Source organism: Shimia aestuarii (assembly GCF_022814865.1).
Taxonomy (GTDB): Bacteria; Pseudomonadota; Alphaproteobacteria; order Rhodobacterales; family Rhodobacteraceae; genus Shimia; species Shimia aestuarii_A.
Genome location: NZ_JAKVRD010000001.1, coordinates 181,730 through 206,382 on the forward strand (window position 1 = coordinate 181,730; position 24,653 = coordinate 206,382).

Consider the following 24,653-nt stretch of genomic DNA (forward strand, 5'->3'; position numbering starts at 1 on the left):
CGTTTTCTTCAATAGAAAACGGACCGAAATCTTTCAAAGATCGCGCGCATCTCAACGCCGCCGCAAGAGCGCAACCGCATTTGACACCGCCAGCGCGCCCACCACGATCGCTCCACCGGCCAAGGCCCAGCGACCGGGGTCTTCCCCCACCACGGCCCAAGCCAGCAAAGGCGCGAGCACCGTCTCGAGCAGGATCAAAAGCGCCACTTCCGCCGAAGTGATATAGCGCGGCCCAAGCGCGAGCCCGATCGAGCTCCCGGTAATGAAGGCCCCGTGCAACAGGACGAGCCAGACCTGATCCTGCGCGATACTCATCGGCTCGACCATGGGCCAGAGGATCACGGCGGAGGCAAGGAACGCCACCGGCACAGCGGGCACCATCGACACATCCCTGACCCGACGCACCGCCGTGAGCGCGGCTGCGAAACTCACCGTCAGCAAAAGCGCCAGCGCATCACCCGACCGGCTCGCCGTGGCGTTCTCGCCGGTGCCATAGGCCACGATGGCGAGTCCCACGATCACGAAGAGCATGGTCAAGACCATGCGCCGGCTGATCGGCTCACCAAGGAAAATCCGGCTGAAAATCGCAGCAAAGACAGGCATCGTGGCAATGATGATGACGACGTTGGCGACGCTGGTGAGGCTCACGGCCATGACAAACAGAACCCCGCTCGCGGCCAGAACGACAATATATAGCGCCCCGTGCCAGCCCGTCCGAAGCGAGGCCGAGACCGCCCGCGGCCCCATCCACACGAGCACGCCGACAAGCACCGCCGTGCCGGAGGTGACCGCGCGCCAAAAGGCGATCACGAGCGGATCGGCGTCAATCAACCGCACGAAAAGCGAATCCGGCACCACCAGAAGCGCGCCCATCATCGTGATCAGAAGCCCCTTGGCCTGCATGCTCATGCGTGCGCTTCCTTCATGACCGCATCGAACAGAATATCGAGATCCCGCTCCGACGTGCGATGATTGGTGATATTCACACGGATCGCAAGATTGCCGCCGATCCGCGTGGTTGAAGGCGCTGCGATCCCCGCCTCCTGAAGCCGGAGCACGATTTCCGCGTTAAGCGCGTCGAGCGCCGCCGCGTCTGCTCCGTCGCGCAGCACGCGGAAACACACGATATTGAGCGCCACGGGTGCAAGAAGCTCCATCTCTGGCGCGGCCTCGACCCGGTGCCCGAGATAGGCTGCCTGTGTACAGTTGCGCTCGACAAGGGCGCCGAACCTATCGACCCCGTGCTCGACGAAAGACGCCCAGACCTTCAACGCCCGAAACCCGCGCGAAAGTTCCGGGCCATAATCCACGGGCCAGCGATCCCCCGCGGCAAGCCCCCGAGGCGCCCCGGCAAGATAGTCGGGCCGCGCCGCAAACGCACGGCGGTGATCCTCTTCCGAGCGGATCAGGACACAGCCCGCGTCATAGTTCACATGCATCCATTTGTGGAAATCAAAGGCGAGGGAATCGGCGCGTTCGAGGCCGCAAAGCTGCGGCTTGATCTTGGTGCTCGCCATGCCAATCGCGCCAAACGCCCCATCCACATGCAACCAAAGCCCTTCTGCCGCGGCAATCTCGGCAAGCGTGTCGAGCGGGTCAATTGCCCCCACATTCACCGCACCGGCCGTCCCGACGATCAAAAAAGGCTGCGCCCCATCGGCGCGATCCTTGGCAATGGCCTCACGCAATGCCTCTGGCTGCATTCGAAATGCTGCATCGACCGGGATAAGCCGCAAAGCATCGCTGCCAAGCCCGAGAATATCAAACGCGCGCGCCACACAGGCATGGGTTTCGCTTGAGCAATACCCGACAAGCCGCGCCGCGCCGCACCCTGCCCTCCGCGTCTCGATCCCAAGCGTGCGATCCCGCGCCGCCTTGAGCGCGATCAGCGTCGCCATCGACGTGCCCGACACGACGAGGCCGCTCGCGCTTTCGGGAAAGCCCATCAATGCGCGGCACCACTCCACGACCTGCCGTTCGACATAGATCGCTCCATGGTCACGCCCGCCCAGATTGGCGTTCATCGCCGCCGCTGCGATTTCGGCGATTATGTTGCCCGGCGTGCCACTGCCGTGAACCCAGCCGAAAAAGCGCGGATGCGTATTGCCGACGCCATAGTCGAGAAGCGCCTCACAGCCCTCACGCATCGCCGCAACGCCACGCCCTTGGCGCGGCAGCGCCTCTTGCAGCCCGGCTTTCGCGTCCTCTGGCAAGGGGGTCCAGACGCGGCCATCGCAAGCGCCCTGCATCCGGTCGAGCGCCGCGTCGAGCATCGCATGAGCCTCCTTGCGGAACCCCTCCCAGTCTTCGGGATCAAGCCCGCCCGCCGCATGTCCTGCTGTCATCTCTCGTTCCCCTGATCGCCTTTGTCCCGCCTATTCAGCAGGTGCCCCGCAACCCGTCAAGAGAGCGACCGCCTTCAGCCCCGCTCGCCAAGCCGTCGCAGCATGGCCCGCAAGAGCGCAACTTCCTCCTCCGAGAACTTCGCCTCCAACGTCCGATCATAGGCCGCCGCCACCTCGCGCAGGTCTTTATAGGCCGCGAGTCCAAGCGGCGTGAGGCGCAGGAATTCCTGTCGTCGATCATCCTCGGACCGCTCCCGCGCCACGAATCGCTTCTCGACGAGCTTCTGCACCGCACGGCTTATTTTGGTCTTGTGAATGCGCGCGCGGGTCACGATCGTCGAGGCCGTCATTTCCCCAAACGCCCCGAGATGGAATAGGACTCGCCACTCTGTGCGAAGGATTCCGTATTTGTTTTTATAGACTTGCTGGAACTCGAGACTGCTTTCCTCCGCCGCTTGGTTGAGCAGGTAAGGCAGGAAATTCTGGAGATCAAAATCATCTTTTTCTACCATGAAGTCGGTCCTCCTACCTTGTTAGTTACAAATCCAACCATTACCAAAGCAACTAAATTCAGAACAGGAGCCTGAAATGACCAAGCACACTGTCCCGTCCCGCATGCAGATGGCGCCCTCGATTTCCGGGCCGCACGAAGGCTACATGCCGGGTTTTGGGAATGACTATGAGACCGAGGTATTGCCGGGAGCTTTGCCGCAGGGGATGAACAGCCCGCAGAAATGCAACTACGGTCTTTATGGTGAACAGTTGTCTGGCACGGCGTTTACGGCCAATCCGCCGGAGCGGACGTGGTGCTATCGCATCCGCCCCTCGGTCAAACATTCTGCGCGCTATACGAAGATCGACGTGCCTTTCTGGAAATCCGCGCCCAACGTGGACCCGGACGTGACCTCGCTTGGCCAGTATCGCTGGGATCCCGTGCCGCATACCGAGGACAAGCTGACCTGGGTGACGGGGATGCGCACGATGACCACGGCAGGCGACGTCAACACGCAAGTCGGCATGGCGAGCCATGTCTATCTGGTGAATGAGTCGATGGTGGATGACTATTTCTTCTCGGCCGATTCCGAGCTTCTGGTGGTGCCGCAGGAGGGCGTCCTGCGCTTCTCGACCGAGCTTGGCATCATCGACCTCGAACCCAAGGAGATCGCCATTCTTCCGCGCGGCCTTCTCTATCGCGTTGAGGTACTCGAGGGCCCGGCACGCGGCTTTGTCTGCGAGAACTACGGCCAGAAATTCGAACTACCGGGCCGCGGCCCGATCGGCGCCAACTGCATGGCCAACCCGCGTGACTTCAAGGCGCCCGTGGCGGCCTATGAGGACCGCGAAGTGCCCTCGACCGTGACCGTGAAATGGTGCGGCCAGTTCCACAAGACTGAAATCGGTCAATCGCCGCTCGACGTGGTGGCATGGCATGGCAACTACGCGCCGGTCAAATACGACCTGCGCACCTATTGCCCGGTCGGCGCGATCCTCTTCGATCACCCGGACCCGTCGATCTTTACCGTGCTGACCGCCCCCTCGGGCCAGCCCGGCACCGCCAATATCGACTTCGTCCTGTTCCGCGAACGCTGGATGGTGGCCGAGGATACGTTCCGCCCGCCATGGTATCACAAGAACATCATGTCCGAGCTGATGGGCAACATCTACGGTCAGTATGACGCCAAGCCGCAGGGCTTTGTCCCCGGTGGCATGAGCCTCCACAACATGATGATCCCGCACGGCCCCGACCGCGATGCCTTCGAGGGTGCGTCGAATTCGAACCTTGGACCGGACAAGCTTGAAAACACCATGTCCTTCATGTTCGAAACCCGCTTCCCCCAGCATCTGACGGGTTTTGCCGCCGATGAAGCCCCGCTTCAGGATGACTATATCGACTGCTGGACCAGCCTCGAGAAGAAATTCGACGGCACCCCCGGCAAGAAATAAACCGTAGGGCGGGCATCTGCCCGCCACAACGACCAAGGAAACGCGAATGCCCCTTCTGAAATCTTGGGTGGCATCGGCCAATAGCGCCGATCACCCTTTCCCGCTCAACAACCTGCCCTATGGCGTGTTCTCGACCGAAGACAGCGATCCGCGCTGTGGTGTCGCCATTGGCGACAGCATCCTCGACCTCGCCGCTGCCGAAAAGGCGGGCCTTGTCGCGATCTCCGGGATCCCGGTTTTTGATGCGCCGCATTGGAACGACTTTATGGATCTTGGCGCAGAGGCCTGGGACGCTCTGCGCGCCCGCCTGACCGAGATCCTCACCGAAGGCAGCGCCGACGAGGCCAAGGCCGCGCCGCTTCTCGTACCGATGGATAAGGCGACGCTGCATATGCCCATCGCCGTGCGCGAATACACCGATTTCTATGCGGGCCGGAACCACGCCTTCAATGTCGGCACCATGTTCCGTGGCCCGGAAAACGCCCTGCCGCCGAACTGGCTCCATATCCCGATCGGCTACAATGGCCGTGCCTCTTCCGTGGTCGTGTCGGGCACCGATGTGCGCCGCCCTTGGGGGCAGCTCAAATCCCCCGACCACGATCTTCCCGCCTTCCTGCCCTGCCGCCGGTTTGACCTCGAGCTCGAGATGGGCGCGATTGTCGGCACCGCCTCAAACGGCCCGATCACCGTGCAGGAAGCCGATGACAACATCTTTGGCTACGTGCTCCTGAACGACTGGTCCGCGCGCGATATCCAGGCTTGGGAATATCAGCCCCTCGGCCCGTTTCAGGCCAAATCAACCGCGACCTCGATCTCGCCCTGGATCATCACCAAACCGGCGCTCGAGCCGTTCCGCACCGACACGCCCGAACGCGAGTTCGAGCTTCTCGACCATCTCAAGGATTGCGGGCCGATGCTTTATGACATCGACCTCGCCGTGACGCTGGCCCCCGAGGGCAAGGACGCGACGACCATCACGCGCACCAACTACAAAGAGATGTATTACTCCGCCGCCCAGCAACTCGCCCATCACACCACGGCAGGCACGCCGATGAACGTCGGCGACCTGCTCGGGTCGGGGACAATCTCTGGCGCGACAAAGCCTGAGCGTGGCTCGCTCCTCGAACTGTCGTGGGGCGGAAAAGAGCCGCTGACCCTCGACACCGGCGAGACCCGGACCTTCCTCGAGGATGGCGACACGCTGACCCTTACGGGCGCGGCCAAGGGCGATGGCTACACCATCGGCTTCGGCACCTGCACCGGCACGGTCCTGCCCGCACTCAAAGACCCGTACGCAAGATAAGCAGTGGCGGGCCAAAGCCCGCCCGCCCCTCCATTCGTAGGGTGGGTTTCCAACCCACCAAACCGCAAAGGACAAATCCAATGGCCAAAGCATTCGCATCCCAAGGCGACATGACCGAAAAAGAAATCTCCTTCACCGAAGTCGGCGAAGGTCTCTACGCCTTCACCGCCGAGGGCGACCCGAACTCCGGCGTCATCATCGGCGATGACAGCGTGATGATCGTCGAAGCCCAAGCCACGCCGCGCCTCGCCAACAAGGTGATCGAATGCGTGCGCTCGGTGACCGACAAGCCGATCTCCCACGTGGTCCTGACCCACTACCATGCCGTGCGCGTCCTCGGCGCCTCGGCTTTTGGCGCGGATCAGATCATCATGTCCGACACCGCCCGCGCCATGGTCGTGGAACGCGGTCAGGAAGACTGGGACAGCGAATTCCAACGCTTCCCGCGCCTCTTCGAAGGCCATGAATCGATCCCCGGCCTGACCTATCCCACCACGACCTTCTCGGACTCGATGACCGTCTATCTCGGCAACCGCCGCGTCGATATCCGTCAGATCGGTCGCGCCCACACGGCGGGCGACTCGATCATCCACGTCCCGGACCAGAACGTCATGTTCACCGGCGATATCGTCGAATACCACTCCGCCTGTTACTGCGGCGACGGCCATTTCGGCGACTGGGGCACGACCCTCGACCGGATCAAAGCCTATGACGTAGACGCCATCGCACCGGGCCGAGGGGACGCGCTCGTCGGCAAGGAGATGGTCAACGCCGCCATTGAGAACACCCGCGATTTCGTCGAAAGCACCTACCGCCCGGTCGCCAAAGTCGCCGCGCGCAACGGCACGCTCAAGGAAGCCTGGGACGCCTGCCGCGCCGAATGCGATCCGAAATTCGCAGAGTACGCGATCTACGAACACTGCCTGCCGTTCAACGTCGCGCGCGCTTATGACGAAGCCCGCGGCATCGACACCCCCCGCATCTGGACCGCCCAGCGCGACCTCGAGATGTGGGACGCTCTACAGAGCTGACCACGGTGAGCCACGCCTTGATCCAGATCGTGGCGAGGCCAGCACGGCCATGAAAGCATGACGCCAAGACCCTCGCCGCCACGCGCGCGGCGGGGTGCAGAGGAGATTTGCCCATATTTGGGAGGAGACACCATGAACAAGATCTTCGAAACACCGCTCTACCCCTATGAGCGCCACCCCGACCAAAACGCCGACACCCCGGTGCGCCGCAAGGTCGTCATCGTGGGTGCTGGCCCCATCGGCCTCGCCGCCGCCATCGACCTCGCCCAGCAAGGCATCGAGGCGATCATTCTCGATGACAACGACAAGGTGAGCTTCGGCTCGCGCGCGATCTGTTTCGCCAAGCGTCCGCTCGAAATCCTTGACCGCCTTGGTGCAGGCAAACAGATGGTCGAGAAAGGCGTCAAATGGGACGTGGGCAAGGTCTTCTTCGATAACCGCAAGGTCTATGAGTTCAACCTCCTGCCCGAGGACGGCCACGAATTCCCCGCCTTCATCAACCTTCAACAATACTATTTCGAGGATCACCTCGTCCGCCGCGCCCACGAACTTCAAACCGACGGCGCTCCGATCGAGATCCGTGGCAACAACAAGGTTCTCAAGGTCGAGGACAAGGGCGATCATACGCTTCTGCATATCGACACCCCCGATGGCCCCTATGACCTCGAGGCCGACTGGCTCCTCGCCTGCGACGGGGCCGGTTCACCGATCCGTGGCATGCTTGGCCTCGATTTCGTCGGTCGCGTCTTCGAGGACAACTTCCTCATCGCCGACGTGATCATGGATGCCGATTTCCCGACCGAACGCTGGTTCTGGTTCGACCCGCCCTTCAACCGGGGCCAGTCCGCCCTCCTGCACAAACAGCCCGATGGCGTCTGGCGCATCGACCTTCAGCTCGGCTGGGACATCGACAAGGAAGAAGAGAAGAAACCCGAGAACGTCATCCCCCGGCTCAAGGAAATGCTTGGCGAGGATGTGCAGTTCGATCTCGAATGGGTCTCGATCTACACCTTCCAATGCCGCCGCATGGAGAAATTCCGCCAAGGCCGTGTGATCTTTGCTGGCGACGCCGCGCATCAGGTCTCGCCCTTCGGCGCCCGCGGGGCCAATTCCGGCGTGCAGGATACGGATAACCTCGTCTGGAAACTGAAACTCGTGATAGACGGCAAAGCCCCCGAAAGCCTGCTCGATACCTACGATATCGAACGGATCCACGGCGCGGATGAGAACATCCTGAATTCCTCGCGCTCGACCGATTTCATCACCCCGAAATCGGAAATGAGCCGCGTCTTGCGCGATGCTGTGCTTGACCTCTCGGAACATTATGAGTTCGCCCGTCCGCTGGTTAACTCGGGTCGCCTCTCGGTGCCCTGTACCTATGACGGCTCGCCGCTCAATTCCGCCGACGCGCTCGACGGGCCAGAGCGCACGCGCCCCGGCTCGCCCTGCCCGGACGTGCCGCTCAAGGATGGCTACCTGTTGCCGAAACTGGCAGACAAGTTCACCCTCCTGACCATCGACGCCGACGCTCCCGACGAGATCGAAGAAGACGGCATCACGGTCACGCGCCTCGCGCTGTCTGTGCATGACGATCCGACCCGTTTCCTCAAAGAACGTTACCTCGGCGACGCCACGTCCGGCGTCTACCTGATCCGCCCGGACCAGCACGTCGCCGCGCGTCGCCCCTCCTTTGACGAGAAACTCTTCCGCGCCGCGATCCGCCGCGCCACAGGCAAGGAGTAATCCCATGTCCGAGACCCTGACCCTCGCCCCGAACCTTGAACAGGCCGACGATTTCTACGCCGATCTGCTCGCTGCTCACGACGGCCTGTCCAAGGCCGAAAGCGATGCATTCAACGCCCGCCTCGTGCTTATCCTCGCGAACCATATTGGCGCACGCACCGTGTTGACCGAGGCGCTCGCCGCTGCGGCCCGCCAACAGGCAGAGGACTAAGCCCATGAAAATCGAGAAAATCCACCACGTCGCCTATCGCTGCAAGGACGCCAAGGAAACCGTCGAATGGTATGGCAAGATGCTGAACATGGATTTCATCCTCGCCATCGCCGAGGACCATGTGCCGTCGACCCACGAACCCGATCCCTACATGCATCTCTTCCTTGATGCGGGCGACGGCAACGTGCTCGCCTTTTTCGAGTTGCCGACCAAACCCGAGATGGGCCGCGATCCCAACACGCCGATCTGGGTTCAGCACATCGCCTTCAAGGTCAAGGACCGCGAGACGCTGATCGAATTCAAGGACCACCTCGAGGCCAATGGCGTCGAAGTTCTTGGCGTCACCGACCATTCGATCTTTCACTCGATCTATTTCTTCGATCCCAACGGCCACCGGGTCGAGCTCGCCTGCCCCGATCCCGAAGAGGAGGCGCTTCTCGAACGCATGGACGCGGTCAAATGGGACATGCTCGAAGAATGGTCGCGCACCAAGAAAGCGCCCCAGCACGCGGCATGGCTACATGCCAAGGAACTCGACAAAGACGTTTAACATCGCAAGCAGTTTGCGGTATATCTTCCTGCGCCGACCTCTCACGGGGTCGGCGTCTTGCCTCCTGAAGGATTCCCCATGACCGTAACGATCCTGCACGACTATTGGCGCTCATCGGCGAGCTACCGGGTGCGTATCGCGCTCAATCTCGCCGAGATCGACTATCGCGCCGTGTCGGTCGATTTGGTCGCCGGGGATCACAAGGCAGAGGCCCATGTCGCGCTCAACCCACAAGGCCTCGTGCCTGTGCTCGAAATCGACGGACATCGATTCACGCAATCGCTCGCGATCCTCGACTACCTGAACGAGACCCGCACCCTCGGCCTCCTGCCCGCCGACCCGGCAGACGCGGCCCGCGTCCGCGCGCTCGCCCATTCCGTCGCGGTCGATGTGCATCCGGTCTGCAATCTCGGGGTGGTGGGCCATGTCTCGCGCCTCCTCCCGGATCAGCCCGACGCCAAGGTCAACTGGATGCGCCGCTTTATCCCGCCCGGCCTCGCCGCCTTCGAGGCGCTTCTCGAAGGCTTCGACCAAGCGCCCTATTGCTGCGGCGACAGGCCTTCGCTCGCCGATATCTGCCTCATGCCGCAACTCTACAACGCGCGCCGCTGGGAGGCTGACTATCGCGCCTGCCCCCGTATCCGCGCGGTCGAGGCCGCCTGCGCCGCGCACCCGGCCTTTGCCGCCGCACACCCGGACTCGGTCGGGCCACACTAAACTCCCCCAAGTGACGCAGCGACGCTCGAAAAGGCATCCGCGCACCTGGCCTCTTCTTGGTCTAAAATACCTCGGGGTGAATGGGCCGCTTGCGGCCCAGAGGGGCAGCGCCCCTGCGCCCCCCGAAAATGGAGTTACGTTACCGAAAAATGAAAAATTCATTCACATCGTAACATAATTCTTGCCACGAATCGCTTCAGGCCTTATCCCGACCATGCGGTCGGCTTATATTCGGGCCGATGAACAGGACGAAGGACACTATTCCCAATGGACGCATTCATCTGTGACGCCACCCGCACACCCATCGGCCGCTACGGCGGCGCGCTGTCCTCGGTGCGCGCGGACGATCTCGCCGCAAGCCCCATCGCCGCTCTCATGGCGCGCAATCCGACCGTGGATTGGGCCAGCGTCGATGACGTGATCTACGGCTCCGCCAACCAGGCTGGCGAAGACAACCGCAACGTTGCCCGCATGGCAGGCCTCCTCGCAGGACTGCCCATCGACGTGCCCGGCACCACCGTGAACCGCCTCTGCGCCTCGGGGATGGACGCTGTCGGCATGGCGGCCCGCGGCATCAAGGCGGGCGACTATGACATGGTCATCGCAGGCGGTGTGGAGAGCATGTCGCGCGCGCCCTTCGTCATGCCGAAACATACTTCGGCCTTTTCGCGCGCCAACGCGGTCTTTGACACGACCATCGGCTGGCGCTTCGTGAACCCGAAGATGAAAGACATGTATGGCATCGACTCGATGCCCCAGACCGCCGACAACGTCGCCGCCGATTACAACATCTCGCGCGCGGATCAGGACGCCTTCGCCGCCCGGTCGCAGGCCCGCTGGGCCGCCGCGCAGGAAGCAGGGCTTTTCGCCGACGAAATCACCCCGGTCTCCGTGCCTCAGCGCAAGGGCGATCCGATCGTGGTCGATACCGACGAACATCCCCGTCCCGGCACCGACGCGGCGAAACTCGCCAAGCTGCGCGGCGTGAACGGCCCCGACCTCTCCGTGACCGCGGGCAATGCCTCGGGCGTCAACGATGGCGCGGCGGCGATCCTGCTGGCCAACGGCGCGACGGCCGAAAAGAACGGCCTCACGCCCATCGCCCGCGTCGTCGGCATGGCCGCCGCCGGTGTCGCGCCCCGTGTCATGGGGATTGGGCCGGTTCCCGCCACCCGCAAAGTGCTCGCGCGGACCGGACTCACCATCGAACAGATGGATGTGATAGAATTGAACGAAGCCTTCGCAAGCCAGGGTCTCGCGACACTGCGCGAACTGGGTGTCGCGGATGACGCGCCCCATGTGAACGCCAATGGCGGCGCGATCGCACTTGGCCACCCGCTCGGCATGTCCGGCGCGCGCCTTGTGCTGACCGCCGCCTATCAACTGAAACGCACCGGCGGGCGCTATGCCCTCTGCACCATGTGTGTCGGTGTCGGTCAGGGTGCGGCCCTGATCCTCGAACGCGTCTAAAACAGGGAGGAGCCTGTCATGTATGCACAAATGGTCAAATCCACCGGCTCGGGTGTCAAATCCCGCGACGAGATGAGCGACGAAGAACGCGCCTTTCAGGACAAGGTCGACGCCGATATCAAGATCGAGCCGCGCGACTGGATGCCCGAGGGCTATCGCAAGACGCTGATCCGTCAGATCGGTCAGCACGCCCACTCCGAAATCGTCGGACAGCTTCCCGAAGGCAACTGGATCACCCGCGCGCCGACACTCGAGCGCAAGATGATCCTCCTCGCCAAGGTGCAGGACGAGGCCGGCCACGGTCTCTACCTCTACTGCGCCGCTGAAACCCTCGGCGTGACCCGCGACGACCTCACCGAACAGCTTTTGTCGGGCAAGATGAAGTATTCCTCGATCTTCAACTACCCGACCCTGAACTGGGCCGATATCGGCGCCGTGGGGTGGCTCGTCGATGGCGCCGCGATCATGAACCAGGTGCCGCTTCAGCGAACGTCCTACGGTCCCTATAGCCGCGCCATGATCCGCATCTGCAAGGAAGAGAGCTTCCACCAGCGTCAGGGCTACGACATCATGATGAAGATGGCCCAAGGCTCCGAAGCCCAGAAGAAGATGGCGCAGGATGCGCTCAACCGCTTCTGGTATCCCTCGCTGATGATGTTCGGCCCGTCGGACGCCGAAAGCGTCCACTCGGCCCAATCGATGGCGTGGAAAATCAAGATCAACACCAACGATGAGCTGCGCCAGAAGTTCGTCGATCAGACCGTGCCGCAGGCCGAATACCTTGGCCTCACGATCCCGGACGAAAACCTGAAATGGAACGAGGAAAAGGGCGGCTACGATTTCTCCGAGCCGGACTGGACAGAGTTCTTCGAGGTCCTCAAGGGCAATGGCCCCTGCAACAAGGAACGCCTCGGTGACCGGGTGAAGGCATGGGAAGACGGCGCATGGGTCCGTGACGGCCTGCTCGCCCACGCCGAAAAGAAAGCCGCGCGCAAAGTCGCCGCAGAGTAAACGCCGCATCCACGCGCGCGAACCAAGCCGCTCATCGCCTGTCCGGGTCGCCACGAACCCAAGCCCCGCACAGGCATGACGAGCACCGCAAGGAAAAGGGAAGAGACATGAAAAACGAATGGCCCCTTTGGGAAATCTTCATCCGTGGCCAACACGGCATGAGCCACCGCCACGTCGGCTCGCTGCACGCACCCGACGCCGAGATGGCGATCAAGAACGCCCGCGACGTCTATACCCGTCGCAACGAAGGCGTCTCGATTTGGGTCGTCGAGGCCCGCCATATCGCGGCCACCGTGCCGGGCGAAAAGGGCCCGCTCTTTGAGCCCTCCGAGAGCAAGGTCTATCGCCACCCGACCTTCTTCGACATTCCCGATGAAGTGGGGCACATGTGATGGCTGCCGAAAAGAACCTCCTTCTGGAATTCCTGCTGCGGCAGGGCGACAACGCGCTGATCCTCGGGCATCGTGTGTCCGAATGGTGTGGCCATGCGCCGGTGCTCGAAGAAGACATCGCGCTCGCCAATACCGCGCTGGACCTCATCGGCCAGACCCAGATGTGGCTCGGCTATGCCGCCGAGGTGCAGGGCGAAGGCAAGACGGCGGACGATCTCGCCTTCCTGCGCGACGCTTGGGATTTCCGCAACGTGCTCTTGACCGAACTGCCCAATGGCGACTTCGGCCAGACCCTGATGCGCCAGTTCCTCTTTGATGCGTTCCAGTCGGTCTACCTCGCCCGCCTGCTCGGCTCGTCGGACGAGACCGTTGCCGCCATCGCCGCCAAGGCGTCGAAAGAGGTCGCCTATCACGTGGAACGCTCCGCCGATACCGTCGTCGGCCTTGGCGACGGCACCGAGGAAAGCCATGCCCGCATGCAGGCCGCGCTCGACTACCTCTGGCCCTATGTCGGCGAGATGTTCGAAAGCGATGCGGTCGATACCGCCATGGCCGAGTCCGGTGTCGCCCCCGACCCCGCGACCCTGCGCGAAGAGTATGACGCGCTGGTCACTCGTGTGCTGACCGACGCCACGCTGACCATTCCCGAAAGCCGTTTCGCCCACAAAGGCGGACGCACGGGCCAGAGCCATACCGAACATCTCGGGCATCTTCTGACGACGATGCAATGGCTGCAGCGCGCCTATCCGGGCAACACCTGGTAGGCACCGCGCCCCCGCCGCCCAAGGAGCAAGGACATGACCCAGCCAAGCATCGAACAGGTCTGGGAGTGGCTCGGAGCCATTCCCGACCCCGAGATCCCGGTCATCACATTGGTCGATCTCGGCATCATCCGCGATGTCGCCTTTCATGGCGAAACCTGCGTCGTCTCGGTCACGCCGACCTATTCCGGCTGCCCCGCGACCTCGATGATCAATGTCGATATCGAGACCTGCCTGCGCGATCACGGGCTGAACAAGATCGAGCTCAAACAACAGCTGAGCCCCGCCTGGACCACGGACTGGATGTCCGACAAGGCCCGCGCCGCGCTCGAGGAATACGGCATTGCCCCGCCCCAGGCCAAAGGCACGCCCGCCCGCTGCCCGCGCTGCGGCGGTGATCATATCGAGAAGCTGAGCCAATTCGGATCGACCCCCTGCAAGGCGCAATGGCGCTGCAAGGACTGTCTCGAGCCGTTTGAATATTTCAAGTGCATATAGGGAGGAGACCCGATGGCACGTTTCCATGAACTGGAAGTCACCGACATCCACAAGACGATCCGCGACGCCGTTGTCGTGACCCTCAAGCCGACCAATGGCGCGGCGACCGAATTCGACTTCACCCAAGGCCAATACCTGACCTTCCGCCGCGATTTCGACGGCGAAGAACTGCGCCGCTCCTATTCGATTTGCGCCGGCAAAGGCGAAGGCATCCTTCAGGTCGGCATCAAGCGCGTCGATGGCGGCGCCTTCTCGACTTGGGCCAATGAAGACCTCAAGATCGGCGACCGGATCGAGGCCATGCCCCCGATGGGTGGCTTCTTTACCCCGCTCGACGCCGCGCAGGAGAAACAATATCTCGGCTTTGCCGGTGGGTCCGGCATCACCCCGGTGCTCTCGCTCATCAAGACCACCCTCACGCTCGAGCCGAGATCGACCTTCACCCTCGTCTACGCCAACAAGGCGGTGAACACGATCATGTTCCGCGAAGAAATCGAAGACCTCAAGAACACCCATATGGGCCGGTTCAACGTCATCCACGTCCTCGAGTCCGACGCCCAGGAAATCGACCTCTTCACCGGTCTCGTGACCGAAGAGAAATGCGCCGACCTATTCAAGACCGGCTGGATCGACATCGACCACGTTGACACTGCCTTCATCTGTGGCCCCGAGCCGATGATGCTCGGAATCGCCTCCGCCCTGCGCAATGCGGGCCTCGACGACTCCCGGATCAAGTTCGAGCTTTTCGCCTCGTCGCAACCGGGCCGGGCCAAGCGCAAGGCCGTCTCCAAGGACGCCGCCGCCGGGGCCAATCAGGCCAGCGCCGCGATTACCCTTGATGGCTCGACCCAGACCATCGAGATGCCCAAGGATATGTCCATTCTCGATGCCGCGCTCTCGAACAACATGGACGCGCCCTACGCCTGTAAGGCCGGGGTCTGTTCCACCTGTCGCTGCCGCGTGATCGAGGGCGAGGTCGAGATGATGACCAACCACGCCCTCGAGGACTACGAGGTTGAAAAGGGCTACGTGCTCTCCTGCCAATCCTACCCGGTGACGGACAAGCTCGTCATCGACTACGACCAGTAAGGAGGACAGAGCCATGGCTGACGACATGTCGATCGAAAACTACCTCGCCCAAGGCGGGGTTCTCACCAACCCCTCTAACGTGCCGCCGCGCTACCGGGGCGAGTTGATGAAACTGATGGCGAGCTTCGTGGATTCCTCTCTCGCAGGGGCCGCTGGCTTTGCCGATATCATCAATGAGGGTCCGGGCATCAAAGAACGCATCGCCGCCGCGCGCATCGTGCTTGAAAAGACCGACAATGCCGACAAGGTGCTCTCGATCATGGGGGAGTTCGGCGCCGATACCGCCCGCTACGCAACGCATCACCCGTGGACCGCGCGCCTCGCACGCGACGCCGACATCGGCACAACGCGGACCGAACAAGACATGCGCCTCGCGGTGTTCAACTACCCGCTCGCGGGCTGGTCGGATGCGGTGGTGATGAACCTACTGATGGGCCGCGCCGTCACCGTGCAACTGACCGAGCTGTGCCGCGTCTCCTATCAGCCGCTCGCCGAAGCCTTCCGCGCGATCCAACCGGTGGAACGCCATCATGCGGAACTCGCCGAAGAAGGCGTCGCCAAACTTCTTGAAACCGAAGAGAGCACCACGCTGCAAGCCTCGGTCAACTATTGGATGCCGCGCGTGGCCGCCTCTTTCGGCGCCGCGGAATCGACAAAGGCAGAGATGCTCGCCGCGATGGGGCTGCGCCACGAAAGCAACGCCACGCTGAAAGCACGCTGGAGCGCGGAAACCGGCGCCTGCCTCGAAAAGCTGGGCCTGAGCGCCGCCTGAAATCGCGATGGGATGCGGGTCAAAGGCCCCATCCCTTGCTTTTTTGCAACGCGCCCTGTCCGCAAAGGTCTGGCGAAACGCGATTCCGCATTGACTTTGCAGCCCGTCTCGGGCCATTCACCTCTCGTTCTGGTCGGGCTGTTCAGCAGCCCGTGAAAAGGGAACGAGGTGCGCCGCGACCCGCGGCAAACCCTCGACTGCCCCCGCAACTGTAAGCGGCGAGCGACCTCGGACAATGCCACTGTTCTCCTTAGGAGAGGATGGGAAGGCCCGAGCCAGCTTTGACCCGCAAGTCAGGAGACCTGCCAGAATGTTCACCCTGTCCGGACGCGGGGCGCGTTCAGACAACGGACCTTCCGTCGTGGTGGCACTTCTCACCGTCGCGGGAGGGCCACGTCCTTCCTCAAGACATCTTGCATCAAACGGGCATCACCCGAATGAAGGACAGACACATGAAACGGACGCTCCTGGCCTCCGCCGCCCTCGCGGCCCTCGCCACAGGCCTTACAACCCAAACCGCATGGGCCGAAGAGGTCTATGACCTCGACGAGATCCTCCTCTCCCCAAGCCTCGCCCCTGTCGAGGCTGCCCGCACCGGCGCGACGGTCGAAATCATCGACGAGGAAGACCTCGAAGATGCCGATACAACCCTGATCCAGACCCTGTCTCGTGAACCGGGCGTGTCCTTCTCGGCAAACGGTGGCGTCGGCACCAACACCACGATCCGCCTGCGCGGCCTCGATAGCAAATATATCGGCGTGCGCATCGACGGCATCGACGTGAGCGATCCGACCTCAACCCAGAACGCCTTCAACTTCGGTGGCCTGACAAGCGCAGGCATCGGCCGCATCGAGGTTCTCAAAGGCTCGCAATCGGCGATCCACGGCTCCGAAGCCATCGCTGGTGTGATCAACATCACCTCCAAACGCCCGACCAAGCTTGGCTTCTCCGGCTCTGTCGGCGGTGAGGTCGGCAGCTTCGGCACCGTGTCGAGCGATTTCACCACCGCCTACATGAACGATCGCGCCGAAATCTCCTTCACCCTGTCGCGTTTCCATACCGAAGGTATCTCCGCAACCGCGGGCGACCCCGAGAAGGACGGCTTCGATCAGACCATGGCGAACTTCAATTCGCGCTTCGACCTGACCGACACCCTGACCATCGGGGCCTCGGCGCTGTGGCGCGACTACGAAGTCGAAATCGACGGCAGCACCCCGAACAACCTCGGCACCCAGAAAGGCGCGCGCGTCTTTGCCGAGTTCGTGACCGGCGCCGTGACCCACGAACTGAGCTATTCTTACTACAAGACCGACCGCCGCGATCCGGCCAGCGCCTTCACCACCCGCTTCCTCGGGGACCGTGAACAGATCGCCTATCTCGGTTCGGTTGACCTCGGTGCCAATGCAGGCCTGACCTTCGGTCTCGATCACACCGAAGAAACCGCGAGCCTGACAACCGCCGTTCCGGCCACCACCGTCAATACCATCGACACCAACTCGGCCTTTGCCGAACTCATGGTGCAGCCGATGGCGAACCTCGACCTTTCGCTCGCCCTGCGCCGAGACGATCACTCGCTCTTTGGCGGCGCCACGACGGGCCGCGTTGCAGCTGTCTGGCACGTCTCTGACGACCTGCGCCTGCGCGCGGTCTATGGCACCGGCTTCCGCGCGCCGTCGCTCTATGAACTCTATAGCGCATCGGGCAACCCGGCCCTGAAACCGGAAGAAAGCCGCTCCTTCGAGCTTGGTCTTGAGAAAGACTTTGGCCCGGGCAACACGGTCCGCGTCACCGCTTTCCGCACCGATGTCGACGACCTGATCGAGTATTTCGACCCCGATGGCTGGCTCGGCCCGATCCCCGGCGCCTATGCTCAGGTGCCCGGCACCACCTCCTCCAAAGGGATCGAGCTTTCGGGCACCTATGTGATCTCCGACATGCTGTCCTTCTACGGCAACTATACCTTTACCGATGCCGACAACTCCGGCGTGACCCTCGCGCGCGTGCCCAAGCATGACCTGATCCTCGGCCTTGACGCCACCTTCGGCAACGGCTTCACCGGCAATGCCGAGGTGCAGCACGTCGCGGACATCACGCCAAGCATCTACGCCCCCGCGGGCCACAAGGTCGGCGACTACACGCTCGTAAACCTTGGTGTCGGCTATGACATCAACGAGACGGTCAAGGCATATCTGCGCCTCGAGAACGTGCTCGACGAAGACTACGAGACCGCAGGCGGCTTCAATACGCCAGGCCGCGCAGCTTACTTCGGTATCCGTGCGTCTTTCTAAGGTCATATCCCTGCTCGCCGCGCTGGTGCTTTCCAGCGCGGCGGCGCTTGCCGATGCGCCCCGGCGCGTCGTCTCCCTGAACCTGTGCACAGATCAGCTCGCCATGCTGCTCGCCGCTCCGGATCAGCTCAAATCCGTTTCCTACATTGCCCGTGATCCACGCGCCTCCGCCATGCCCGAAGAGGCTGCGCACTACCCGATCAACTATGGCGGTGCGGAAGAGGTCTATCTCCTCAATCCCGACCTCGTGCTCGCCGGCGCTTATACCGCGCGTGCGACCGTCAACATGCTGCGCCGCCTTGGCATTCCCGTCTACATCATGCGCCCCGCCCTGACCCTCGATGAGGTGTCGATCCGCATCACGGAAATGGGCGCAGCCTTGGGTCGTGAAGAGGCCGCCGCCGCGCTGCGCTCGTCTTTCGAAACCGAGCTTGCCGCCCTGCGCATAACCGACGGCCCCCGCCCCCGCGCCGCAATCTACAACGCCAATGGCTGGACACCGGGTGAGAACTCGCTGCCAAGCCAAGTGCTCAAGGCCGCAGGGTTCACTAATGTCGCCACCGAAGCAGGCTTTGCCTATGGCGGGTCAATGCCGTTAGAACTCTTGGTCATGGCCGAACCCGATATCATCATCTCCGCCGCCGCCTATGACGGCCATTCCCGCGCCGAGGACATCCTCACGCACCCCGCCTTGCGCGCCCTCAAAGGGGCCGTCGCCGGGGAACAGGTCGGCGACAACCACTGGATCTGCGGCACACCCCATGTGCTCGACGCCGTGCGCAATCTTTCTGCCGCGCGCCGCGCCCTTCTGGAAGAGGCCAACTGATGCGCCTGTTCCTGATCCTCGCCACGCTCGTCACCGTCCTCTTCGCCGTTTCCCTGACCATCGGCCCCGCCGAAACCGGCGGCCTCCAGAGCCTCGCCGCGCTCCTGACCGGCTCGGACGGCCCGCTGCCGATGGTCATGCGCGAAATCCGCCTGCCCCGTGCCCTGCTTGCAGCGTTGATCGGCGGCGGCCTCGGCATGGCCGGTGCCGCGCTTCAGGGCTATCTGCGCAACCCCCTTGCGGAACCGGGGCTGATCGGCGTCTCTGGCTCTGCCGCTTTCGGCGCAGTGCTCGCGCTTCAGGCCGGGCTCACGGCGACCGCCACGCTTGGCCTGCCGCTGGCCGCGCTTCTTGGCGCAGTCGTGGGCGTGTTCCTCGTCATGGGCCTCGCCGGGGCGCGCGGCGGCTCTCTGACCCTGATCCTCGCGGGCATTGCCATCTCGGCGCTGGCAGGCGCACTGACCTCGCTGGTGCTGAACCTCTCGCCCAACCCCTTCGCCGCCAATGACATCGTGTTCTGGATGATGGGCTCGCTCGCCGACCGCTCCATGACCCACCTCTGGCTCGCCCTGCCCTTTATCGTGATCGGTGCAGGCCTCCTTGCAAGCACGGCGCGCGGCCTCGATGCCCTGACCCTTGGTGAAGACGCCGCCGAAACCCTCGGCCTGAGCCTCTCGCGCCTACGCCTTCTCGTGGTGCTCGGCACCGCCGCCATCGTCGGTGGCGCAACGGCTGTCGCGGGTTCCATCGGCTTCGTCGGCCTCGTCGTGCCCCATATCCTGCGCCCCTTTGTCGGCGCACAGCCCTCGCGCCTGCTCTGGGCTTCGGCGCTCGGCGGCGCAGCGCTCCTGCTTATGGCCGATATTTCCGTGCGCGTGATCCTACCTGACCGCGACCTCAAGCTCGGTGTCGTCACCGCCCTGATCGGGGCCCCGCTCTTCCTGCACCTGATCTTCAAGACCCGGAGGGAACTGCCATGACCCTCCTCTCCCTGACCGATCTCGCCGTGACCCTGCGCAACCGTCCGGTCTTTTCCGGCGTTTCGCTGACGATTGGCGAAGGCGAACTGGTTGGCCTCATCGGTCCCAACGGTGCCGGGAAAACAACCCTGATGCGCTCCGCCCTCGGCCTCCTGCCGATCCAATCGGGCCAAAGCTCCCTCGCCGCGATGTCCACAGCCGACCGCGCCCGCGCCGTCGCTTGGATGCCGCAAGCGCGCGAGATCGCCTGGCCCGTGCCGGTGGAACGTCTCGTCGCGCTTGGCCGCCTGCCCTACCTGCCAATCTCCGGCAAGATCCCCCCGGCGGATCAGGAAAAGATCGACGCCGCCATTGCCTATCTCGGCCTTGAAGAGTTCCGCGCCCGCGCCGCCTCGCGCCTCTCGGGAGGGGAACAGGCCCGCGCCCTGATCGCCCGCGCCATTGCGCAGGACACACCGCTCCTGATGACCGACGAACCCATCGCAGGCCTCGACCCCGCGCACCAGATCGCCACGATGCAGGTCTTTGCCGACCTAGCACGCCATGGCCGCTCGACCCTCGTGTCGCTGCATGACCTCGGCCTCGCCGCGCGCCACTGTACCCGCCTTGTCCTTCTTGCTGAGGGCGGAATCCTCGCCGACGGTGCGCCCGAGGACGTTCTGACAGACGCCCTTCTCGCCCGCGCCTTCGGCGTCACGGCATGGCACCAACAGACGTCCTCCGGCCCGGTCTTTCAGCCGCTCGAGGTGATTTGATGCCCACCCTGTCGCGCCCCTGGTTGGCCTTCGACCTTGGCGAAGAGATGCGTGTTCTGAGTTGGGCCGTGCATCGCCCCGGCTTCGTGACCGCCTCGCGCATCCTCTGGCGCGAAGTGCACGAGGACGACCTGCCAAGGGATCTCGATGCCGAAACATGGCTCGCCTCCGAACTCGCCGCGCGCGGTGCCTCGGACGCGGTTGCCTTCCTGACCTCCCGCGACCTCGCCCGGCATCACTGTAAGACCGCCCGTGTCGAGGATGTGACCGCCGACGCCATCATCACCATCGGCCTCTCCAACGCCGAACGAGTCGGTAGTCGTGAGGACTATACCGGCCGCGATTGGGGCAAGGATTGGGGCACCATCAACATCGCCCTGCGCGTCGATCAGCCCCTTTCCGACATCGGTCTCCTCGAAGCAATGAGCGTCGCCACCGAAGCCCGCACCGCCGCCGTGCACGATCTTGGCCACCGTGTCGCCACCGGCATCGCGACCGGGACAGGCACCGACTGCATCGCCGTTGCCGCTCCGCCGGGTCACATGCCCTATGCTGGCAAACACACCGCCCTCGGAGAAGCCATCGGCAAGGCGACCTACGACGCGGTGCTCGAAGGTGCGCGCCAATGGCTCATCGACGACACAGAACGCCGCAGCCGCGCAAGCTGAAGCCGGTTTCTTGCAAAAGAGAACGGGCCGAAATCTGTTTCAGATTTCGACCCGCTCCCGATTTCCGCACCACCGCGATACAGACGCAATACCGACGTGATACCGACGTTGGTTTTCAGAGCGCTTTCAGCCCCCCAAGCGTCAGGTTCACAACCAGCGTCGCATAGGATTCCCGCGCTTCGCTGCCCGCGCCGCTGTTCCACATGTAGTACCAGTTGAGCATCCCAAAGACCGACATGGTCGTCGCCCGAAGGGTCTCTCGCTTCCCGTCAAAAACCTCTGGCGCAGCCGCGCAAATGATGGCTTCGACGAATTTGACAAGGTCGCGCTGATAGCCCCGCAAGAGCTGCTGTTGATCCTCCGGCAGGGCCGACATGGCGCCGATCTGAACTTGATGTTCATAGTCCGCGCCTTGATAGGCCATGAGGATTTCCGCGACCACCGCCCGCAGCTGCGCCTCTTCGGACAAGTCACTGATCTCAATGTGACAAATCCGGTCCCGAAGCTCCCGAAGGTAGGTCTCGAGCAGGTCGAACAGAAGCGCATCCTTGCTGTCATAGTAGTGGTAGATATTGGCCTTGGAGATGCCGCACTCCCGCGCCAGCAGGGCCATGGACGCGCGATCAAACCCCTGCGTGGCAAAGACTTTTGCCGCGCTCTTGAGGATTTGATCACGCTTCTGATCGTGGTCTTTTGCTATCGTGCGGGCCAAATCCTACTCCTTGTCGCGGTTGTCGACGACGCGCACCGCCTTGCCTTGCGAGCGCGCCACATCGCCGGGATCACCGACGATAACCTCGGTCGAAACCCCGACCATGTCCTTGATATGCTTGGTCAACATCCGCGCCGCCGCCGTCTTCGACAGGTTGTCCGCCGCATCCGCATTGGCCTCCACATAGACCCGCATCGCATCCATCCGACCGGACTTGTAGAGCTCGATCTGGAAATGCGGCGCGAGGCCACCCGTGGCCATGACCTGTTCTTCGATCTGGGTCGGAAAGACGTTGACGCCACGCAGGATGATCATGTCGTCGCTGCGCCCGGTGATCTTTTCCATCCGCCGCATCGACCGCGCCGACCCGGGCAATAGCCGCGTCAGATCGCGCGTGCGATAGCGGATCATCGGCATCCCTTCCTTGGTCAGCGTGGTGAACACCAATTCGCCCTCTTCGCCTTCTTCCACGACCTCGCCGGTCGCCGGGTTGATGATCTCCGGGTAGAAATGGTCTTCCCAGATATGAAGCCCGTCTTTGGTCTCGACGCATTCATTCGCGACACCCGGCCCGATGATCTCGGAAAGGCCATAGATATCAACGGCGTGCATGTCAAAGGCGTCTTCGACCTCCTTGCGCATCGCGTTGGTCCACGGCTCTGCCCCAAAGACCCCAACCGAAAGCGACGAGGCCCGCGGATCAAGGCCCGCCTTGTGGAACTGCTCAAGGATGTTGAGCATGTAGGAGGGCGTCACCATGATCCCGTCCGGCTGAAAATCCTGAATAAGGTTGACCTGTTTCTCGGTCTGCCCGCCGCCCATCGGCACGACCATCGCGCCAAGCCGCTCGATCCCGTAATGCGCGCCAAGGCCGCCGGTGAAGAGACCATAGCCATAGGCGTTATGCACGGTATCGCCCGCCCGAAGCCCCGAGGCCCGCAGGCTCCGCGCAAGAACATCTGCCCACATCGAAATATCGTTCGCCGTATAGCCGACAACCGTCGGCTTGCCCGTCGTCCCCGACGAGGCATGCACCCGCACGATCTTCTCTTTCGGCACCGCGAAAAGGCCAAACGGGTAGTTGTCGCGCAGGTCGTTCTTATAGGTGAACGGGAATTTCGCGAGGTCTTTCAACTCCTTGAAGTCATCCGGATGCACCCCGGCCTCGTCGAACCGCTGCCGATACATCGGCACGTTCTCATAGGCATGGCGCAGCGACCACTTGAGCCGGTCGAGCTGAAGCTTGCGGATTTCGTCGATCGACGCGGTTTCGATCGGATCAAGGTCTCCCGGTTTCGGGCTCAGGTCTTTCATGTCGTCCTCCTCGACAACTATTCTTCGAAAAGCTGGCCTTTGATCGCGCGGGACATACCCCGAAACTCCGCGATCACTGTGCCGCTCTGATTGGTCACTTTCACATCGTAAATTCCGCTGCGCCCGGTAAGGCTCAGCTCGGTTGCCTCTGCCCGAAGACGGTCTCCCAACCGGCCCGGCGCGAGGTAGCTGACGATATTGTGCTGCGCGACAGTCGCCTGATTGCGGCTGTTGCAGGCAAAGGCAAAGGCACTATCGGCAAGCATGAAGGTCACCCCCCCGTGGCAAATCCCATGCCCGTTGCAATGGTGTTTCTCGACGCTCATCTCGAGCGTCGCGGTGCCCTCATCGACCGAGGTGATCTCGAACCCCGCCCATTGCGAGGCATTGTCATCCGCCCACATGGCGGCAGCGGAATTTTCCGCGCGCTCCTTTGGCGTCATCGTCATTTCCCCTTGAACTCTGGTGCGCGCTTTTCAAGGAATGCCGCGACGCCCTCCGCGTAATCCGCGCTTTCACCGCAAGTCTTCATCGCGTCGGCTTCCATCTCGAGGTGATCCTCAAGCGTATCGACCGCTGCGGCCTGAATGCATGCCTTGCTAAGCCCAAGGCCAAGCGTCGGCCCGGCGGCAAGCCGCGCCGTGAGCGCGCGCGCCTCCTCCATCAGCGTCTCATCCGGCAGCGCTTTCCAGATCAGGCCCCAATCCTCGGCTTTCTGCGCGCTGATTGGCTCGGCGGTAAAGGCAAGCCCCTTGGCCCGCGCTTCGCCAAGAAGCCGGGGCAGGTGCCAACTTCCGCCCGTATCCGGGATCAGGCCGACCTTAGAGAAGGACTGAATGAACTTCGCGCTCTCGGCGGCCAAAACCATGTCACACGCCAGCGCGATATTCGCCCCGGCCCCCGCCGCCACGCCGTTCACGGCACAGATCACCGGGAACTCAAGCGACCTGATAAGCCGCACCAGCGGCGCATAGAAGGTCCGCACAGTGTGCCCGAGGTCCGGCGCGCCTTTCGACGGGTCACGGTCCCCAAGATCTTGGCCCGCGCAGAACCCGCGCCCCGCCCCTGTCAGAAGAATCGCCCGCGCGCCATTGTCCCGCGCCGCTTCGATGGCAGCGCGCAGCGCGCCATGCATTTCGTCATTGAACGAATTGAGCCGGTCCGGACGGTTGAGTGTAATTTCAACCCAATCCCCATGCTCCTCGATGCGTATCGTCTCGCTCACCCTGTCCTCCCAAAACGATGATCTGAGACTCATCTTGCATAAACCGAA

General features: G+C 62.9%; 26 protein-coding genes and 1 riboswitch. Of the genes, 19 read left to right on the plus strand and 7 right to left on the minus strand.

The window, feature by feature from the left end:
- Window positions 1-51: 51 nt before the first annotated feature.
- The 3 genes from MK745_RS00965 to MK745_RS00975 form a co-directional block, all read right to left on the minus strand.
- Window positions 52-909: a DMT family transporter gene (locus MK745_RS00965; RefSeq protein ID WP_243611401.1), complete on the minus strand. Its 858-nt coding sequence runs from the start codon at window positions 907-909 to the stop codon at window positions 52-54.
- A complete protein-coding gene (locus MK745_RS00970) occupies window positions 906-2,345 on the minus strand; it encodes a pyridoxal phosphate-dependent decarboxylase family protein (RefSeq protein ID WP_243611402.1) in 1,440 nt (479 codons plus the stop codon). The genes MK745_RS00965 and MK745_RS00970 overlap by 4 nt, the downstream gene beginning before the upstream one ends.
- A 74-nt stretch (window positions 2,346-2,419) precedes the next feature.
- Window positions 2,420-2,857, minus strand: coding sequence for a MarR family winged helix-turn-helix transcriptional regulator (locus MK745_RS00975; RefSeq protein WP_243611403.1), 438 nt, complete (start codon window positions 2,855-2,857; stop codon window positions 2,420-2,422).
- 76 nt (window positions 2,858-2,933) lie between these two features.
- Between MK745_RS00975 and hmgA the strand changes: the two genes are divergently transcribed.
- The 19 genes from hmgA (at window position 2,934) to MK745_RS01070 (ending at window position 21,354) form a co-directional block, all read left to right on the plus strand.
- Window positions 2,934-4,289 carry a homogentisate 1,2-dioxygenase gene (hmgA, locus tag MK745_RS00980; protein WP_243611404.1) on the plus strand — a complete coding sequence of 452 codons (1,356 nt, stop codon included), beginning with the start codon at window positions 2,934-2,936 and terminating at the stop codon, window positions 4,287-4,289.
- 46 nt (window positions 4,290-4,335) lie between these two features.
- Window positions 4,336-5,592, plus strand: a complete 1,257-nt coding sequence (gene fahA / locus MK745_RS00985; protein ID WP_243611405.1) for a fumarylacetoacetase — start codon at window positions 4,336-4,338, stop codon at window positions 5,590-5,592.
- 80 nt (window positions 5,593-5,672) lie between these two features.
- The gene (locus tag MK745_RS00990) at window positions 5,673-6,623 is read left to right on the plus strand and encodes an MBL fold metallo-hydrolase (protein WP_243611406.1); all 951 of its coding nucleotides are present in this window, start codon (window positions 5,673-5,675) and stop codon (window positions 6,621-6,623) included.
- 132 nt (window positions 6,624-6,755) lie between these two features.
- Complete coding sequence (locus MK745_RS00995; RefSeq protein WP_243611407.1) at window positions 6,756-8,366, plus strand: FAD-dependent oxidoreductase; 1,611 nt, start codon at window positions 6,756-6,758, stop codon at window positions 8,364-8,366.
- A 4-nt stretch (window positions 8,367-8,370) separates the two neighbouring features.
- Window positions 8,371-8,577, plus strand: a complete 207-nt coding sequence (locus MK745_RS01000) for a DUF2783 domain-containing protein (RefSeq protein WP_243611408.1) — start codon at window positions 8,371-8,373, stop codon at window positions 8,575-8,577.
- Window positions 8,578-8,581: 4 nt separating this feature from the next.
- A complete protein-coding gene (locus tag MK745_RS01005; RefSeq protein ID WP_243611409.1) occupies window positions 8,582-9,127 on the plus strand; it encodes a VOC family protein in 546 nt (181 codons plus the stop codon).
- A gap of 78 nt (window positions 9,128-9,205) precedes the next feature.
- Window positions 9,206-9,844, plus strand: a complete 639-nt coding sequence (gene maiA / locus MK745_RS01010; protein ID WP_243611410.1) for a maleylacetoacetate isomerase — start codon at window positions 9,206-9,208, stop codon at window positions 9,842-9,844.
- Window positions 9,845-10,111: 267 nt separating this feature from the next.
- Window positions 10,112-11,314: a 3-oxoadipyl-CoA thiolase gene (gene pcaF, locus MK745_RS01015; protein ID WP_243611411.1), complete on the plus strand. Its 1,203-nt coding sequence runs from the start codon at window positions 10,112-10,114 to the stop codon at window positions 11,312-11,314.
- An 18-nt stretch (window positions 11,315-11,332) separates the two neighbouring features.
- The gene (gene paaA, locus MK745_RS01020; protein WP_243611412.1) at window positions 11,333-12,325 is read left to right on the plus strand and encodes a 1,2-phenylacetyl-CoA epoxidase subunit PaaA; all 993 of its coding nucleotides are present in this window, start codon (window positions 11,333-11,335) and stop codon (window positions 12,323-12,325) included.
- A 107-nt stretch (window positions 12,326-12,432) separates the two neighbouring features.
- On the plus strand, window positions 12,433-12,717 hold the full coding sequence (gene paaB / locus MK745_RS01025) for a 1,2-phenylacetyl-CoA epoxidase subunit PaaB (protein WP_243611413.1): 285 nt from the start codon (window positions 12,433-12,435) through the stop codon (window positions 12,715-12,717).
- Window positions 12,717-13,481 (plus strand): 1,2-phenylacetyl-CoA epoxidase subunit PaaC, encoded by a 765-nt coding sequence (paaC, locus tag MK745_RS01030; protein WP_243611414.1) that lies wholly within the window; start codon window positions 12,717-12,719, stop codon window positions 13,479-13,481. Before paaB ends, paaC begins: the two co-directional genes overlap by 1 nt.
- 33 nt (window positions 13,482-13,514) lie before the next feature.
- Window positions 13,515-13,976, plus strand: coding sequence for a 1,2-phenylacetyl-CoA epoxidase subunit PaaD (gene paaD / locus MK745_RS01035; protein WP_243611415.1), 462 nt, complete (start codon window positions 13,515-13,517; stop codon window positions 13,974-13,976).
- 12 nt (window positions 13,977-13,988) lie between these two features.
- Window positions 13,989-15,065, plus strand: coding sequence for a 2Fe-2S iron-sulfur cluster-binding protein (locus MK745_RS01040; protein WP_243611416.1), 1,077 nt, complete (start codon window positions 13,989-13,991; stop codon window positions 15,063-15,065).
- 13 nt (window positions 15,066-15,078) lie between these two features.
- Entirely contained in the window at window positions 15,079-15,837 is a 759-nt protein-coding gene (locus MK745_RS01045) for a Phenylacetic acid catabolic protein (RefSeq protein ID WP_243611417.1), read from the plus strand.
- Window positions 15,838-15,950: 113 nt separating this feature from the next.
- A riboswitch (cobalamin riboswitch) is annotated at window positions 15,951-16,161 on the plus strand.
- 128 nt (window positions 16,162-16,289) lie between these two features.
- Entirely contained in the window at window positions 16,290-18,125 is a 1,836-nt protein-coding gene (locus MK745_RS01050) for a TonB-dependent receptor plug domain-containing protein (RefSeq protein ID WP_243611418.1), read from the plus strand.
- Window positions 18,112-18,951, plus strand: coding sequence for an ABC transporter substrate-binding protein (locus MK745_RS01055; RefSeq protein WP_243611419.1), 840 nt, complete (start codon window positions 18,112-18,114; stop codon window positions 18,949-18,951). Before MK745_RS01050 ends, MK745_RS01055 begins: the two co-directional genes overlap by 14 nt.
- A complete protein-coding gene (locus MK745_RS01060) occupies window positions 18,951-19,931 on the plus strand; it encodes a FecCD family ABC transporter permease (protein ID WP_243611420.1) in 981 nt (326 codons plus the stop codon). The genes MK745_RS01055 and MK745_RS01060 overlap by 1 nt, the downstream gene beginning before the upstream one ends.
- Complete coding sequence (locus tag MK745_RS01065; RefSeq protein ID WP_243611421.1) at window positions 19,928-20,686, plus strand: ABC transporter ATP-binding protein; 759 nt, start codon at window positions 19,928-19,930, stop codon at window positions 20,684-20,686. The genes MK745_RS01060 and MK745_RS01065 overlap by 4 nt, the downstream gene beginning before the upstream one ends.
- Complete coding sequence (locus tag MK745_RS01070) at window positions 20,686-21,354, plus strand: adenosylcobinamide amidohydrolase (RefSeq protein ID WP_243611422.1); 669 nt, start codon at window positions 20,686-20,688, stop codon at window positions 21,352-21,354. Before MK745_RS01065 ends, MK745_RS01070 begins: the two co-directional genes overlap by 1 nt.
- Before the next feature lie 115 nt (window positions 21,355-21,469).
- Here the strand turns inward: MK745_RS01070 and MK745_RS01075 are convergent, their stop codons facing one another.
- From MK745_RS01075 to paaG, 4 genes are read right to left on the minus strand one after another with little or no spacing between them, the layout of a single operon-like run.
- Entirely contained in the window at window positions 21,470-22,066 is a 597-nt protein-coding gene (locus MK745_RS01075; RefSeq protein WP_243611423.1) for a TetR/AcrR family transcriptional regulator, read from the minus strand.
- Between the two features lie 3 nt (window positions 22,067-22,069).
- The gene (gene paaK, locus MK745_RS01080; protein WP_243611424.1) at window positions 22,070-23,380 is read right to left on the minus strand and encodes a phenylacetate--CoA ligase PaaK; all 1,311 of its coding nucleotides are present in this window, start codon (window positions 23,378-23,380) and stop codon (window positions 22,070-22,072) included.
- A 17-nt stretch (window positions 23,381-23,397) separates the two neighbouring features.
- Window positions 23,398-23,823 carry a hydroxyphenylacetyl-CoA thioesterase PaaI gene (gene paaI / locus MK745_RS01085; protein ID WP_243611425.1) on the minus strand — a complete coding sequence of 142 codons (426 nt, stop codon included), beginning with the start codon at window positions 23,821-23,823 and terminating at the stop codon, window positions 23,398-23,400.
- A gap of 2 nt (window positions 23,824-23,825) precedes the next feature.
- Window positions 23,826-24,605: a 2-(1,2-epoxy-1,2-dihydrophenyl)acetyl-CoA isomerase PaaG gene (gene paaG / locus MK745_RS01090; RefSeq protein WP_243611426.1), complete on the minus strand. Its 780-nt coding sequence runs from the start codon at window positions 24,603-24,605 to the stop codon at window positions 23,826-23,828.
- Between the last annotated feature and the right edge of the window lie 48 nt (window positions 24,606-24,653).

Bases quoted from the DNA above. Each gene is read 5' to 3' on its own strand.
- MK745_RS00965 (WP_243611401.1), bottom strand. From the start codon at position 909: ATGAGCATGCAGGCCAAGGGGCTTCTGATCACGATGATGGGCGCGCTT.
- MK745_RS00970 (WP_243611402.1), bottom strand. From the start codon at position 2,345: ATGACAGCAGGACATGCGGCGGGCGGGCTTGATCCCGAAGACTGGGAG.
- MK745_RS00975 (WP_243611403.1), bottom strand. From the start codon at position 2,857: ATGGTAGAAAAAGATGATTTTGATCTCCAGAATTTCCTGCCTTACCTG.
- hmgA (WP_243611404.1), top strand. From the start codon at position 2,934: ATGACCAAGCACACTGTCCCGTCCCGCATGCAGATGGCGCCCTCGATT.
- fahA (WP_243611405.1), top strand. From the start codon at position 4,336: ATGCCCCTTCTGAAATCTTGGGTGGCATCGGCCAATAGCGCCGATCAC.
- MK745_RS00990 (WP_243611406.1), top strand. From the start codon at position 5,673: ATGGCCAAAGCATTCGCATCCCAAGGCGACATGACCGAAAAAGAAATC.
- MK745_RS00995 (WP_243611407.1), top strand. From the start codon at position 6,756: ATGAACAAGATCTTCGAAACACCGCTCTACCCCTATGAGCGCCACCCC.
- MK745_RS01000 (WP_243611408.1), top strand. From the start codon at position 8,371: ATGTCCGAGACCCTGACCCTCGCCCCGAACCTTGAACAGGCCGACGAT.
- MK745_RS01005 (WP_243611409.1), top strand. From the start codon at position 8,582: ATGAAAATCGAGAAAATCCACCACGTCGCCTATCGCTGCAAGGACGCC.
- maiA (WP_243611410.1), top strand. From the start codon at position 9,206: ATGACCGTAACGATCCTGCACGACTATTGGCGCTCATCGGCGAGCTAC.
- pcaF (WP_243611411.1), top strand. From the start codon at position 10,112: ATGGACGCATTCATCTGTGACGCCACCCGCACACCCATCGGCCGCTAC.
- paaA (WP_243611412.1), top strand. From the start codon at position 11,333: ATGTATGCACAAATGGTCAAATCCACCGGCTCGGGTGTCAAATCCCGC.
- paaB (WP_243611413.1), top strand. From the start codon at position 12,433: ATGAAAAACGAATGGCCCCTTTGGGAAATCTTCATCCGTGGCCAACAC.
- paaC (WP_243611414.1), top strand. From the start codon at position 12,717: ATGGCTGCCGAAAAGAACCTCCTTCTGGAATTCCTGCTGCGGCAGGGC.
- paaD (WP_243611415.1), top strand. From the start codon at position 13,515: ATGACCCAGCCAAGCATCGAACAGGTCTGGGAGTGGCTCGGAGCCATT.
- MK745_RS01040 (WP_243611416.1), top strand. From the start codon at position 13,989: ATGGCACGTTTCCATGAACTGGAAGTCACCGACATCCACAAGACGATC.
- MK745_RS01045 (WP_243611417.1), top strand. From the start codon at position 15,079: ATGGCTGACGACATGTCGATCGAAAACTACCTCGCCCAAGGCGGGGTT.
- MK745_RS01050 (WP_243611418.1), top strand. From the start codon at position 16,290: ATGAAACGGACGCTCCTGGCCTCCGCCGCCCTCGCGGCCCTCGCCACA.
- MK745_RS01060 (WP_243611420.1), top strand. From the start codon at position 18,951: ATGCGCCTGTTCCTGATCCTCGCCACGCTCGTCACCGTCCTCTTCGCC.
- MK745_RS01065 (WP_243611421.1), top strand. From the start codon at position 19,928: ATGACCCTCCTCTCCCTGACCGATCTCGCCGTGACCCTGCGCAACCGT.
- MK745_RS01070 (WP_243611422.1), top strand. From the start codon at position 20,686: ATGCCCACCCTGTCGCGCCCCTGGTTGGCCTTCGACCTTGGCGAAGAG.
- paaK (WP_243611424.1), bottom strand. From the start codon at position 23,380: ATGAAAGACCTGAGCCCGAAACCGGGAGACCTTGATCCGATCGAAACC.
- paaI (WP_243611425.1), bottom strand. From the start codon at position 23,823: ATGACGCCAAAGGAGCGCGCGGAAAATTCCGCTGCCGCCATGTGGGCG.